This is a genomic window from Pseudomonas mosselii, assembly GCF_019823065.1.
Taxonomy (GTDB): domain Bacteria; phylum Pseudomonadota; class Gammaproteobacteria; order Pseudomonadales; family Pseudomonadaceae; genus Aquipseudomonas; species Aquipseudomonas mosselii.
Genome location: NZ_CP081966.1, coordinates 4,609,259 through 4,621,437, shown reverse-complemented (window position 1 = coordinate 4,621,437; position 12,179 = coordinate 4,609,259). Strand labels below are relative to the sequence as shown.

Below are 12,179 nucleotides of genomic sequence, written 5' to 3'. Positions count from 1 at the left end.
TGGGCTGATCGGCCGCTGGCCGCTCCCCACCGCACTCGCAACCTACTGAACACGGTCGGCTATCCCCGCAAGACGCGATAGGTCCTCCGTACGGTTCATTTGCCCGTATACAGGTGGCAATACATGTCTGTTTTCAACAAAGCATCCGTGGCCTCGGCGGCCACTACCAGCCTGTTCGTCCTGCTGTGGAGCAGCGGGGCGATCGTTTCCAAGCTCGGCCTGGCCCAGGCCAGTCCTTTCGCCTTCCTGCTGCTGCGTTCGGCCTTGGCGCTTTTTGGTCTGTTGCTGATCGGTCCTTTACTCGGCTTGCGCTGGCCAGGTACTCGGGGCGGCATTGTCCGCGCCCTGGGGACTGGCTGCGTGCTGCTGGGCGCCTACCAGATCTTCTACCTGCTGGCGCTTGATACCCATGTCACCCCCGGCGTCATGGCCACGGTCATGGGCGTGCAGCCGATCCTTACCGTGGTGCTGATGGAGCACCAGCGTTCCTGGAGCCGGCTGTTCGGCCTGGGCCTGGGGCTTGGCGGCCTGGTGATGGTGGTCTACCAAGGCATCAACCTTGGCGGGGTGTCCCTGGCGGGCATGCTGTTCGCCTTGCTGGCGCTGGCCAGCATGACCTTCGGCTCTATCCTGCAGAAGCGCATCACCGACAACCCGATGGGCACATTGCCGCTGCAGTATCTGGCCGGATTTGCCCTGTGCGCGCTGTTTGCCCCGTTCCAGCCGTTGCATGTCGAGTGGAACGCCAACTTCGTCGGCGCGCTGCTGTGGATGGGGCTGGTGGTTTCGCTGCTGGCCACGCTGCTGCTGTACCGGCTGATCGCCCGTGGCAACCTGGTCAATGTCACCAGCCTGTTCTACCTGGTGCCGGCGGTGACGGCGGTGATGGATTTCGCCATCTTCGGTAACCGCCTGGCGCCGCTCAGCCTGCTGGGAATGGGGTTGATCGTGATCGGGCTGCTGTTCGTGTTCCGCAAGCCGGCGTTGCGTGCGGCTGAAGCCTGAGCCAAAGGGGGGCTGCTATGCGGCCCCTTCGCGACGCAAGGCTGCTCCCACAGGACGCAGCACCAGCCAGAGTGCCGCGCCGATCAGCAGGCCGCCGTACAGGTGCGCCATCGACAGCGGCTCATCCAGCAGCCACGCCCCCCACAGCACGCCGAACACCGGGATCAGGAAGGTCACGGTACTGGCCTTGACCGGCCCGATTTCGTTCAGCAAGCGGAAGTACAGGATGTAGGCGAACGCCGTACACAGCAGCCCCAGGCCCAGCAGCGACAGCCACACCTGCCAGCCGCCCCAACTGGCCGGCGGTTGGGTCAGCGCGCTCCAGGCGAACAGCGGGCTCAACAGCAGGGTGGCGCCGAGCATGCTGCCCAGGGCTGACAGGCGACTGTCCAGCGTTCCCACCCAGCGTCGTGCCAGGAATCCCGCGAAACCGTAGCAGGTGGTCGCCGCCAGGCACGCCAGGGCGCCTTGCACCAGGGCCATGTCCAGCGCCACCGGTCCGGCGCCGCTGAGAATGCCGACGCCGAACAGGCCGAGGAAGATCCCGCAGAGCTTGGGCAGGGTCATCGCCTCGCGGAAGAACAAGGTGCCGATCAGCACGCCCATCAGCGGCGTGGTGGCGTTGAAGATCGCCGAGTAGCCGGCCGGCAGCACCTGCGCCGCCACCGAGTAGAACGTCGCTGGAATACCGGAATTGATCATGCCCAGCACCAGGCAGGCGCCCAGCTTGCCTTCGAAGTTCCAGCGCACGCGGGCGGCGGCGAGTATGGCCATCAACCCCAGGCAGGCGATCGACACGCGAAAGAAGGCGGTCGGCACGGTGCCAAGCTCCGGGGCGATGATGCGCATGAACAGAAAACTGGCGCCCCAGACGGCGGCAAGGGTCAGCAGGCGGGCAAGGGCGATGGGGCTCACGGGGGGTCTCCGGCGTTGGGGGCAGTGCGCGAGTCTACGTCAGTGGGCAACCGGGATTCTTGTGCTTTCTTGCTGTGTGAGCCGCTTGCGGACGACTAAGCTGTCTAACGCCACCCACCTTGAGATCCCGCGCATGACCCAACCCTGGCCCGCCGCTGACATCGCCCGGATGATCCTCGATGGCTTCGACGACTACCGAGAGCATTTTCGCCGGATAACCCTCGGTGCCCGCGAACGCTTCGAGCAGGCACGCTGGCAGGACATCCAGCGTGCAGCGGCGGCGCGGATCAACCTCTACGAAGAGAAGGTCGCCGAGGTCAACGGCTGGCTGCGCCAGGGCTTCGAAGCCTCCCAGCTGCTGGACGTGGAGCAGTGGCCGTTGGTGAAGAGCGCCTACATCCGCCTGATCGACCCACGGCTGGACGATGAACTGTCCGAGACCTGGTACAACTCGCTGTTCTGCAGCCTGTTCAGCCATGAGCAGATCAGCGACGGCTGCATGTTCATCCACACCACCCGCCCGTCCATGCGTGGCCACGAACGCGCGGCGCAGACCCGCACCTATGCGCTGGACGGTGGATTGAAGGGATTGCTGCGGGCCATCTTCGCCGATTACGGTTTTGACGTGCCCTACGCAAACCTGGAGGGCGACCTGTCGCGGTTGCAGGACCAACTGCGTGAATGCCTGCCCGACTGGGTGTGCAAGGACCCGGCGCTGGCGGCGGAGCTGTTCACGCCGGTGCTCTACCGCAACAAGGGGGCCTACCTGGTCGGGCGCCTGTACACCCCCGACGAACAGTGGCCGCTGGTGATCCCGCTGCTGCACCGTGAAGACCACGGCATCGAGGCCGATACGCTGATCACCGACGAGGCGGAGGTGTCGATCATCTTTTCCTTCACCCGCTCGTACTTCATGGTCGATGTGCCGGTGCCGGCGGAGTTCGTCAACTTTCTCAAGCGCATCCTGCCGGGCAAGCATATCGCCGAGCTGTACACCTCGATCGGCTTCTACAAGCACGGCAAGTCAGAGTTCTACCGCGCACTGATCAACCACCTGGCCAACAGCGACGACCGCTTCATCATGGCGCCGGGGGTGCGCGGGATGGTGATGAGTGTGTTTACCCTGCCGGGCTTCAACACGGTGTTCAAGATCATCAAGGACCGCTTTTCGCCGTCCAAGACCGTCGACCGTGCCACGGTGATCGAGAAGTACCGCCTGGTGAAGAGCGTGGACCGTGTCGGGCGAATGGCTGACACCCAGGAGTTCGCCGATTTTCGCTTCCCCCGCGTCAAGTTCGATCCCGACTGCCTCGCCGAGCTGCTGGAAGTGGCGCCCTCCACCGTGGCGCTGGAAGGGGACACGGTACTGATCCGCCACTGCTGGACCGAACGGCGCATGACCCCGCTCAACCTCTACCTCGAACAGGCCAGCGAAGCCCAGGTGCTGGAGGCGCTGGAAGACTATGGGCTGGCGATCAAGCAGCTGGCGGCGGCGAACATCTTCCCCGGCGACATGCTGCTGAAGAACTTCGGCGTCACCCGCCATGGCCGGGTAGTGTTCTATGACTACGACGAGATCAGCTTCCTTACCGAGGTCAACTTCCGCCATATTCCACCGCCGCGCTACCCCGAAGACGAGATGTCGGGCGAGCCGTGGTACTCGATCGGGCCGCATGACGTGTTCCCCGAGGAGTTTCCGCCGTTCCTGTTCGCCGATATGGGTCAGCGCCGTTTGTTCAGTCGTCTGCACGGCGAGCTGTATGACGCCGACTACTGGAAGGACCTGCAGGAGACGATCCGGGCGGGGAAGGTGATCGATGTGTTCCCGTATCGACGCAAGGGGCGCTGACTGGCGCGCCTACGCGGGAAATGCGTATGGCTCGAGCAGTCCGGCCAGCTTTAACCTTTCAGGCACTTGAGCTCACTGAAATCCGCCCGCACCTTGCTCAGGCGCTGCTGCAGGAACTGTTTCTGCGCAGGGCTGCTCTGCCTCATCAGGTCGATCAGCAGGCTGCGCGCCTGCTGTTCGCTGTTCTCATAGGCCTGGCGGTACTCCGCCGTCCACAGGCTCTCCTTGCGTTGCAGCAGTTGCGCCAGGCGCGCTTCGAAGCCCGGTGTGGCGCGCTGGTCCATTGTCAGCACCAGTTGCTGCTGCCAGTGCGCGCGATTGGCGATCGACTGGCGGTTCTGGTCGCCCAGGGCCTGGGACCAGCTCATCACCCGCAAGCGTTGCTGGGCGCTGAGCTCACCCAGCCAGGGTTCCAGGCGTTTCTGCATGCGCGCGGCGCGCTGTTCGATCTGTTTGGGCAGCGGGGTTTCGTCATAGGTCTTGCGACGCTTGCTGATGTCGGCACGAAACGCCTGGCGCATTTCGGCGACCTGGTCGTCGCTCATCCCGCGCAGCAGTTCGCTGGCTGAGGGGGTGATCGCCGTGGCCACCCGGCCGATGGCCTGGCGGGCTTCGAGGGTGCGTTGTTCCAGGGCCTGGTCGGTGACCGCGTCGTCGGCCACCATCAGCCGCACCCGGTCGAGCCAGTCGAGGTAGCCGGGCAGCTGTGTTTTGCAGTGCCAGGCCAGTTGTTGCTTAAGCCGTTCGTCGAGCAACTGTTTCTGCTCGCGGTTCATGTCCAGGTAATCGCCAAGCGACCAGGGCACCAGGCGGTCGAGGTTGCGGTAGGCCAGGTCGATGCGGCTGCAAGCCACAAGGGCCAGGGCGAAGCCAATGACGAGCAGTAGGGCGTGGATCAGGCGTCGGGGCATGAGCGAATCCTTGCACAGGCTGGACAGGCGGTGGACGCAAGGTGGGCCCGAGGGTTCCGGCGCATGCGCGCTCGGGCGGACGGGCGGGTCAAGTGTTAGAATAGCCGCCTTGTCTTGAGGATCTTCGGAAATGGCTCTGCTTGGGCGTTACAACAGTTTGCAAATCGTGAAACACGTGGAATTTGGCCTGTACCTGGACGGCGGCGCCGACGGCGAAATCCTCCTGCCAAGGCGCTACTTCCCCAAGGATGCCGAGCTCGAACTGGACGACTGGCTCAACGTGTTCATCTACCTCGACAGCGAGGACCAGCTGATCGCCACCACCGAAAAGCCGAAGATGCAGGTGGGCGAGTTCGCCAGCCTCAAGGTCAAGGACATCAACGGCGCGGGCATCTTCCTCGACTGGGGCCTGTCCAAGGACCTGCTGATGCCCTACTCGGAGGAGTCCCGGCCACTGAAGATCGGTGACTACTGCGTGGTCCACGCCTATCTGGACAAGCGCACCCGGCGCATCACCGCCACCGCCAAGCTGGACCGCTACCTCGACCGCACCCCGGTGGACTACCAGGTCGGCCAGCCGGTGGAGCTGCTGGTGGCCGGCGAGACGCCGATGGGCTTCAAGGCGATCATCAACAATCGCCACTGGGGCCTGATCCACAAGAACGAAGTGTTCAAGTTCCTGCGTTCAGGCATGCACGAGAAGGGCTTCATCAAGGAAGTGCGCGCCGACGGCAAGATCGCCCTGAGCCTGCAGCCGGTGGGCCAGGCCCTGGCCGACGGCTTGCCCGAGCAGATCATGCAGCGTCTGGAGGCCAATGGCGGTGTGCTGGCGGTGTGCGACAAGAGCGATCCGGCGCTGATCAGCCAGATGTTCAATGTCAGCAAGGGCAACTTCAAGAAAGCCATCGGCGCACTGTTCAAGCAGGGCCGGATCGTCATCCATGACGATCGCATCGAGCGGGCCTGATCAGGCCTGCACGAAGGTGCTGAAGTCCAGCTGCTCGCCACCCGGGCGGCTGTCGCGCAGCAGCGAGTCGCGGTCGGCGCTCAGGGCCAGGCTGATGGTCGAGCGGCGCTTGCCGGCGTTGCGCACTTCCATCTGCTCCTGGTGAGCGCGCAGGAAGTTGGTCGGCACTTTCAGGTGCTGCAGTTCATCGGTCTCCGGGGTATGCAGCAGCAGGTTGACCCAGTCGGGCTGACCTTTGCGCAGCAGCGCCACAGGCACCTCGAACCACCACAGGTTGCGCTTTTTGTCGAGGATGGCAAACAGGGTGTTGTCGCGGTTGAGCACCGGCCGGTTCAGCGCTTCGTTGCGCCGAGCGATGGCGGTGGGTTTGTCGAGTTTCATGCAGGTTCCTGCGGGTTGACGCTAGATTGGCCTGGTATTGTGCGGGTGGGCTCATCGCGGGGCAAGTCGCATCGGCATGCCGCCGCGCCCGCGGGGAACGCTTTGAACCGTTGGGCCGGGTCCAGGCGAACTAATTGAAACTCTTGCCGATGACCTAGGGTCGATCAGGTGTCGACACGATTTTCCGTGTCTTTTCGGCAAGGAGACATCCCATGAGTGGCACCAAGGATAAAGCGAAAGGCCTGGCCAATGAGGCCGTGGGCAACATCAAGCAGGGCGTCGGCAAGGTGACCGACAACGACAAGCTGCGCGCCGAGGGCAAGGCCCAGGAGCTGAAGGGCGAGGCGCAGCAGGCCGTGGGCAAGGTCAAGGATGCCGTGAAGAAGCCTTGATCGCAGTGGTAATGTCGCGGGGCAGTGCGCGCTCATCCGGTGGGAGCGCACTTGCCCCGCGATTGCTTTGTGCGTTCGGCAACGCGCCAGCGAACAGCACGCCCGCCGCCTGGTCTATTAGACTTGGTGCTATGCCACCCCGATCAAGCGGCGAAAGGAGACGCTATGATTTTCCCCGACCTGCGCGGTCTGCCCCTGCACCGCGTGCTGGTGCGCACCGTCAAGGAATTCATTGACGACGAGATGTCCACCTATGCTTCCGCGCTGGCCTACCAGATGCTGTTTTCGCTGTTCCCGTTCCTGCTGTTCCTGATCGCCCTGATCGGTTTCCTGCACCTGCCTGACTTCTTCTCCTGGCTGCGCCTGCAGTCCGAGCTGGTGCTGCCGCCCCAGGCCCTGGAGCAGGTCAACCCGGTGATCGACCAGTTGCAGCAGTCCAAGGGCGGATTGCTGTCGGTGGGTATCGTAATCGCCCTGTGGACCGCCTCGGCGGGGGTGCGCCTGATGATGAGCGCGATGAACGCCGCCTACGACGTGCCTGAAGGGCGGCCGGTGTGGAAGCGCATCCCACTGTCGATCATCTACACCGTCGGCATCGCCGGCATGCTCCTGGCGGCCGCCGCGTTGATGGTGCTGGGGCCGCAGGTCATGGAGTGGATCGCCTCCCAGGTGGGGCTGGAGGAGGCGGTGGTGGTCGTCTGGACCATCCTGCGTTGGCCGGCGATCATCATCCTGATGATGGTGGCGGTGGCGCTGATCTACTACGTGATGCCCGATGTGAAGCAGAAATTCCGCTTCATCACCCCAGGCTCGGTGCTGGCGGTGGTGGTGTGGATCGTTGCGTCGCTGGGCTTTGCCTACTACGTGAAGACCTTTGCCGACTACAACGCCATGTATGGCAGTATCGGGGCGATCATCGTGTTGCTGCTGTACTTCTACATCTCAGCCGCCGTACTGCTGCTCGGGGCCGAGATGAACGCGGTGATCGAGCACATGTCCGCCGAGGGCAAGAACCCCGGTGAGAAAGCGTTCGCCGAAGACAATCCGCAACAGAGTATTACCGTGCTTGGGCATGAGCACCCGGTGCCCCCCGAACCCCAGACCCGCGAGCCGAATACCTGATGATCCGCGACATTCTCAAAATGGGTGATGAACGCCTGCTGCGCATCGCCCCGCCCGTGCCGGAGCACATGCTCGGTAGCCCCGAGCTCGAGCAACTGATCGACGACATGTTCGAGACCATGGCCCATGTCGGAGGCGTCGGCCTGGCCGCGCCGCAGATCGGCATCGACCTGCAACTGGTGATCTTCGGCTTCGAGCGCAGCGAGCGCTATCCGGACGCCGAGCCAGTGCCGCGGACCATCTTGCTCAACCCGGTGATCACGCCGCTGGCCACGGAGCTCGAGGATGGCTGGGAGGGCTGTTTGTCGGTGCCGGGCCTGCGTGGCGTGGTGCCGCGCTACAAGCACATCAGCTATTCGGGCATCGACCCGCAGGGCAACCCGATCAACCGCTTTGCCGATGGTTTTCATGCGCGGGTGGTGCAGCATGAGTGCGATCACCTGATCGGCCGGCTATACCCTTCGCGCATTCAGGACTTCAGCAAGTTCGGTTATACCGATGTGCTGTTCCCTGGGCTCGACGTGGCCGACGACTGATCCCGCACCAGCGCCACCAGGGGCTTGCTGCGCTGGTAGCGGGCCAGGCGCGAGGCCAGGGCTTCGGGCAGCGTGGTGGCCGAGGTGAAGGCCAGGCGTTGGTAGAAGGGCGTCAGGTCCGGATGGCAGAACAGCCAAGTCGGGGTGGTGGCAGCGCCCAGCGCGGTTTGCAGCAGCTGTGAAGCGACCTGCTGTCCACGCCATTGCGGGGCGACGAACAGTCCGGTCAGCCAGTAGCCGTCCTCGACAGGGGACAGATTCATCCCGCCAATGATTTCACCGCTGCGTGCCACCCATTGTTCGCCATCACCGGCGGCGCGCATGCGTGAACCATGCTGGCGATAGAATTGCTCCAGCAGGCGGCGTTGGATCGGAGGCAGGCGGGTACAGGTCAGGGGCGGCATGCGTGGCTCGTAGGGCGCTGCAAGAAGCAGGAAAAATGACGGTGCTTTGTCGCAGATTGTTGCAAATCCGGCAAGGGTGAATATCCGACTCCGGGGTTCAACTATTCCGACTGCGGAGTAGACTTTCACTCATCCCCCCGGCAGTACGATAAAGCGGGATCGGTACTTCGTGTCATCTTCGCAGTCGATGACAACTTCTCCGCGCCATTGACGGCATCAGAAGTCACGCGATCAGCTTGATAGCCATCAAGGTCGTTATCCATGAAAGCCTTACTGATTCTTGCATTGGTCGGTATGTCCTCGCTCGCCTTCGCGGACCAGGTCAAGACCGCAGACACCCAACCCGTGGTCGAGCAGTATGACTATTCCACCAACCTCGACATCAAGCGCGTGATCAGCCTGTCGACGATCCCCAACGTCTGTGAAGTGGTGCCCGCCACCATGACCTACGAGGACCATCAAGGACAGGTGCACACCCTTCAGTACCGTGCCTTGGGCGAGGGTTGCCGGCTGAATTGAGCCTGTTGGCCCCGTCAGGGCCTGTGGGAGCGGGCTTGCCCCGCGATGGCGATCAGTTGCAATCGCGGGTCAAGCCCGCCCCCACAAGCTCCAGCCCCTGCTTCAACTGCGCCCGGCTGTGCGCCGCCGACAGGCTGACCCGCACTGCCCGCACACGCTCCGTGCCCACCGCGAACACGCTGGCCGGCACGATCTCCACCCCTTGCGCCCGACACCGGGCAACCAGCGCCTCGGCCTCTCCAGGCGTGGCCAGCCAGACATGGGGCGAAGGCACGCCATCCACCGGCAATGCATTACCCAGCAACGCCCGCGCCAGGCGCCAACGCTCGGCCAGTTCCTCCCGCTGCCAGGCCAGTCGCCGTGCGGCGGTCCCGTCCGAAATCCACTGGCAAGCGATGTCCAGATTCAACGGCGAAACCGACCAGTGGGTGGCCTGGGCATAAGGATCGATCTGCTCCAGCAACGCTGGCCGCGCCACGATCCAGCCCAGGCGCAGGCCGGCGGCCACGGTCTTGGACATGCTACTGATCAGCACGCCGCGGCCTTCGAGCAAAGGGTAGAGCGGTGGCCGATCAGTCAAGGCGCCGTACACGTCATCCTCGATCACCAGCAAGTCGTGGCGCTTGGCGACTTCCGCCAGCGCCTGACGCCGGGCCTCGCCCATGCAGGCCCCGGTCGGGTTATGCAGGGTCGGGGTGGTCACCAGTACTCGCGCGCCACTGGCCCGCACGACGCGGTCCAGTTCGTCAGGGCGCAAACCCTGTTCATCCAGAGCCACCCCCTGCACCGGCAGGCGCAGCTGGCGACAGGCCGCCTTGATGCCCGGAGCGGTCAGCGCTTCAACCATTACCGGCTCGCCTGCCTGGCACAGCGACTGCAGTACCAGGAGCAAGGCCTGTTGGGCGCCACCGCAGAGCAGCACCTCTTCTGGCCTCAGGGCCAGGCCACGACTGGCCAACCAGCGAGTGCCCTGGATCCGCCCCAGCAGCAGTTGCTCCGGCCCCAGGTAATGGTCGAGCAGGGCGGTTTCACCCTGTTCGAGCAACCTGCGCAGGCTGTACTCGAGGTCAAGATTGTGCGGGTCGGCCACCGGCACGTTGGTCGACAGGTCGATCACCTGATGCTGGCGGTCGGGCTGCTTGAGGCGAAACAGCGTCGCCTCCTTGCTGCTGGCCAGCACATAGGTGCCGCGCCCCACCTCCCCGGACACCAGGTGCCGCGCCGCGGCTTCGCGGTAAGCCTGTTGCGTGGTGCTCGGGTTCAGGCCCAATGCCCACGCCAGGCGACGCTGGGGCGGCAGGCGTTCACCAGCTTTCAGCTCACCCTGTTCGATGGCGCTGGCAATGGCCTCGACCAGCGCCAGGTAGCGCGGCTGGTCGTTGTCTGGCAGGGCGGGAATCCACACGAAATTGCTACCCATGCAATATATATTTGGACCCATACAATGACCGGCGCTTAGGATCGGATCAAGCCCTACCGATGAAGGAAGATCGCCATGTTCGACTTGCCCGCCCTGCGTGAAGCCGCCGATTTTGTTCACCAGCACGTGCCACCGACCCCGCAGCATGCCTGGCCGCTGCTGGCCGAGCGGTTGGGTTGCCAACTCTGGGTCAAGCACGAGAACCATGCCCCCACCGGTGCCTTCAAGGTGCGTGGCGGGCTGGTCTACGTGCGTTCCCTGCTGGCCGGCGGCGACGTCCCGCGCGGGCTGGTCACCGCCACCCGCGGCAACCATGGCCAGAGCATGGCCCTGGCCGCGCGCCAGGCGGGCTTGCCGCTGGTGATCGTGGTGCCTGAAGGCAACTCGCGAGAGAAGAACGCCGCCATGCGTGCCCTGGGCGCGGAACTGGTGGAGCACGGCGTGGACTTCGACGTCGCCCGTGAAGAGGCGGCGCGCGTGGCCGAGGCGCGCGGCTACGCGATGGTCCCGTCGTTCCACCCGGAACTGGTGCGTGGCGTGGCCACTTATGCGCTGGAGCTGTTCGAGGCGGTGGCTGGCCTGGATTGCGTGTACGTGCCGATCGGCATGGGTTCGGGCATCTGCGGGCTGATCCAGGCGCGCAACCTGCTGGGGCTGGCCACCGAGATCGTCGGCGTGGTCTCCAGTGCTGCGGATGCCTATGCCCAGAGCTTCGAGCGGGGGCGCATCGTCACCACCGCCAGCGCCGACACTTTCGCCGACGGGATGGCCTGCCGCGTGCCGCACCCCGACGCCTTCGCCCTGGTGCGCGAGCATGCCGCACGTATCGTGCGGGTGAGCGATGACGAGATCGCCGAGGCCATGCGCCTCTATCACGAGACCACCCACAATACCGCCGAAGGTGCCGGTGCCGCTGCCCTGGCCGCATTGATGCAGGAGCGTGGGCGCCAGGCCGGCAAGCGTGTCGCTGTGGTGCTCAGTGGCGCTAATGTGGATCGCGGGCGCTATGCGCAGGTGTTGGCGGGGCCTGTCTGAGCGAGTGAGCTTTCTTTCTGTACGGCAAGCGTCCCCTCGGGTTCAATGTGCACCCCTGAATATGCCCAGAGTGCGCCATGCCTTTCTCCAACGGTTTTCTGCTCAGTCTTTCCCTTTGCCTGGATATCGGGGTGGCCAATATCGCCATGATCACCCTGGCCATGCAGCGCGGGTTTCTCCAGGGGTTCTGGCTGGGCCTGGGTACCTGCGTCGGCGACCTGGTCTATGCAATTGCTGCTTTGGCCGGGATGACCGTGCTGTTGCAGTTCGAAAGCGTGCGCTGGACCTTGTGGCTGGGCGGCTCGGCGCTGCTGGTGTGGTTTGCCGTGAAGATGTTGCTGGCGGCCTGGCGCGGCGGGCATCTGGAGTCGCGGGGCGAGGTGGTGGTGGAGTCGGGCTGGCGCGAGTTCCTGCGTGGGATCTTCCTGGCCATGTCATCGCCCAGTGCGATCCTCTGGTTCGCGGCGGTGGGTGGGGTGCTGATCTCAAGGTCCGGTGGCGGCAGTCTGCTCGATGCGGGACTGTTCCTCGGGGGCTTCTTCGCCGCCGGGTTGGTCTGGTGCGTGTCGCTCTGCGGCATCGCCAGCCATGGTGGGCGTCTGCTTGGGGATCGGCTGCTGACGTGGTCCTACCTGCTGTCGGCGGCCATTTTCTGTTATTTCGCTGTGTATGTGATTCTCTCCGGTTATCGTGAGTTCATCTTGTCTACACCTGTTTGAGTCA

14 protein-coding genes are annotated in these 12,179 nt (G+C 64.3%); 9 read left to right on the top strand and 5 right to left on the bottom strand.

What is annotated here, in order from left to right; all coding sequences use genetic code 11:
- The first annotated feature begins 123 nt into the window (after window positions 1-123).
- Window positions 124-1,005 carry a DMT family transporter gene (locus K5H97_RS21350; protein ID WP_028693044.1) on the top strand — a complete coding sequence of 294 codons (882 nt, stop codon included), beginning with the start codon at window positions 124-126 and terminating at the stop codon, window positions 1,003-1,005.
- A gap of 15 nt (window positions 1,006-1,020) precedes the next feature.
- Here the strand turns inward: K5H97_RS21350 and K5H97_RS21345 are convergent, their stop codons facing one another.
- On the bottom strand, window positions 1,021-1,920 hold the full coding sequence (locus tag K5H97_RS21345) for a DMT family transporter (RefSeq protein ID WP_028693045.1): 900 nt from the start codon (window positions 1,918-1,920) through the stop codon (window positions 1,021-1,023).
- Window positions 1,921-2,053: 133 nt separating this feature from the next.
- On the opposite strand from K5H97_RS21345, the gene aceK reads away from it, so the two are divergent.
- Window positions 2,054-3,769 (top strand): bifunctional isocitrate dehydrogenase kinase/phosphatase, encoded by a 1,716-nt coding sequence (gene aceK, locus K5H97_RS21340; protein ID WP_028693046.1) that lies wholly within the window; start codon window positions 2,054-2,056, stop codon window positions 3,767-3,769.
- A gap of 50 nt (window positions 3,770-3,819) precedes the next feature.
- On the opposite strand, the gene K5H97_RS21335 is transcribed toward aceK, so the two are convergent.
- The gene (locus K5H97_RS21335; RefSeq protein ID WP_028693047.1) at window positions 3,820-4,680 is read right to left on the bottom strand and encodes a DUF6279 family lipoprotein; all 861 of its coding nucleotides are present in this window, start codon (window positions 4,678-4,680) and stop codon (window positions 3,820-3,822) included.
- 130 nt (window positions 4,681-4,810) lie between these two features.
- On the opposite strand from K5H97_RS21335, the gene K5H97_RS21330 reads away from it, so the two are divergent.
- Window positions 4,811-5,647, top strand: a complete 837-nt coding sequence (locus K5H97_RS21330) for a CvfB family protein (protein WP_028693048.1) — start codon at window positions 4,811-4,813, stop codon at window positions 5,645-5,647.
- Here the strand turns inward: K5H97_RS21330 and K5H97_RS21325 are convergent, their stop codons facing one another.
- Window positions 5,648-6,028, bottom strand: coding sequence for a hypothetical protein (locus K5H97_RS21325; protein WP_028693049.1), 381 nt, complete (start codon window positions 6,026-6,028; stop codon window positions 5,648-5,650). It abuts the gene before it with no gap.
- 212 nt (window positions 6,029-6,240) lie between these two features.
- Here K5H97_RS21325 and K5H97_RS21320 point away from each other — a divergent pair, with 212 nt between their 5' ends.
- The 3 genes from K5H97_RS21320 to def all read left to right on the top strand — a co-directional run bounded on the left by K5H97_RS21320 (window position 6,241) and on the right by def (window position 8,078).
- The gene (locus K5H97_RS21320; protein WP_023629533.1) at window positions 6,241-6,420 is read left to right on the top strand and encodes a CsbD family protein; all 180 of its coding nucleotides are present in this window, start codon (window positions 6,241-6,243) and stop codon (window positions 6,418-6,420) included.
- A gap of 165 nt (window positions 6,421-6,585) precedes the next feature.
- Entirely contained in the window at window positions 6,586-7,542 is a 957-nt protein-coding gene (locus tag K5H97_RS21315; protein ID WP_028693050.1) for a YihY/virulence factor BrkB family protein, read from the top strand.
- The gene (gene def, locus K5H97_RS21310) at window positions 7,542-8,078 is read left to right on the top strand and encodes a peptide deformylase (RefSeq protein WP_028693051.1); all 537 of its coding nucleotides are present in this window, start codon (window positions 7,542-7,544) and stop codon (window positions 8,076-8,078) included. The genes K5H97_RS21315 and def overlap by 1 nt, the downstream gene beginning before the upstream one ends.
- Here the strand turns inward: def and K5H97_RS21305 are convergent.
- On the bottom strand, window positions 8,033-8,482 hold the full coding sequence (locus tag K5H97_RS21305; RefSeq protein ID WP_028693052.1) for a GNAT family N-acetyltransferase: 450 nt from the start codon (window positions 8,480-8,482) through the stop codon (window positions 8,033-8,035). The two genes, def and K5H97_RS21305, sit on opposite strands and share 46 nt — an antisense overlap.
- Window positions 8,483-8,743: 261 nt before the next feature.
- Between K5H97_RS21305 and K5H97_RS21300 the strand changes: the two genes are divergently transcribed.
- Window positions 8,744-9,001, top strand: a complete 258-nt coding sequence (locus K5H97_RS21300) for a DUF2790 domain-containing protein (RefSeq protein ID WP_028693053.1) — start codon at window positions 8,744-8,746, stop codon at window positions 8,999-9,001.
- Between the two features lie 52 nt (window positions 9,002-9,053).
- Here the strand turns inward: K5H97_RS21300 and K5H97_RS21295 are convergent, their stop codons facing one another.
- Entirely contained in the window at window positions 9,054-10,421 is a 1,368-nt protein-coding gene (locus K5H97_RS21295; protein ID WP_155952736.1) for an aminotransferase-like domain-containing protein, read from the bottom strand.
- Between the two features lie 75 nt (window positions 10,422-10,496).
- Here K5H97_RS21295 and K5H97_RS21290 point away from each other — a divergent pair, with 75 nt between their 5' ends.
- Together K5H97_RS21290 and K5H97_RS21285 are read left to right on the top strand one after the other, a co-directional pair.
- Window positions 10,497-11,456: a threonine dehydratase gene (locus tag K5H97_RS21290; protein WP_028693055.1), complete on the top strand. Its 960-nt coding sequence runs from the start codon at window positions 10,497-10,499 to the stop codon at window positions 11,454-11,456.
- A gap of 77 nt (window positions 11,457-11,533) precedes the next feature.
- Window positions 11,534-12,175: a LysE family translocator gene (locus K5H97_RS21285; RefSeq protein ID WP_028693056.1), complete on the top strand. Its 642-nt coding sequence runs from the start codon at window positions 11,534-11,536 to the stop codon at window positions 12,173-12,175.
- Window positions 12,176-12,179 lie beyond the last annotated feature (4 nt).

Bases quoted from the DNA above. Each gene is read 5' to 3' on its own strand.
- K5H97_RS21315 (WP_028693050.1), top strand. From the start codon at position 6,586: ATGATTTTCCCCGACCTGCGCGGTCTGCCCCTGCACCGCGTGCTGGTG.
- K5H97_RS21320 (WP_023629533.1), top strand. From the start codon at position 6,241: ATGAGTGGCACCAAGGATAAAGCGAAAGGCCTGGCCAATGAGGCCGTG.
- K5H97_RS21325 (WP_028693049.1), bottom strand. From the start codon at position 6,028: ATGAAACTCGACAAACCCACCGCCATCGCTCGGCGCAACGAAGCGCTG.
- K5H97_RS21335 (WP_028693047.1), bottom strand. From the start codon at position 4,680: ATGCCCCGACGCCTGATCCACGCCCTACTGCTCGTCATTGGCTTCGCC.
- K5H97_RS21350 (WP_028693044.1), top strand. From the start codon at position 124: ATGTCTGTTTTCAACAAAGCATCCGTGGCCTCGGCGGCCACTACCAGC.
- def (WP_028693051.1), top strand. From the start codon at position 7,542: ATGATCCGCGACATTCTCAAAATGGGTGATGAACGCCTGCTGCGCATC.
- K5H97_RS21300 (WP_028693053.1), top strand. From the start codon at position 8,744: ATGAAAGCCTTACTGATTCTTGCATTGGTCGGTATGTCCTCGCTCGCC.
- aceK (WP_028693046.1), top strand. From the start codon at position 2,054: ATGACCCAACCCTGGCCCGCCGCTGACATCGCCCGGATGATCCTCGAT.
- K5H97_RS21330 (WP_028693048.1), top strand. From the start codon at position 4,811: ATGGCTCTGCTTGGGCGTTACAACAGTTTGCAAATCGTGAAACACGTG.
- K5H97_RS21285 (WP_028693056.1), top strand. From the start codon at position 11,534: ATGCCTTTCTCCAACGGTTTTCTGCTCAGTCTTTCCCTTTGCCTGGAT.
- K5H97_RS21290 (WP_028693055.1), top strand. From the start codon at position 10,497: ATGTTCGACTTGCCCGCCCTGCGTGAAGCCGCCGATTTTGTTCACCAG.
- K5H97_RS21295 (WP_155952736.1), bottom strand. From the start codon at position 10,421: ATGGGTAGCAATTTCGTGTGGATTCCCGCCCTGCCAGACAACGACCAG.
- K5H97_RS21305 (WP_028693052.1), bottom strand. From the start codon at position 8,482: ATGCCGCCCCTGACCTGTACCCGCCTGCCTCCGATCCAACGCCGCCTG.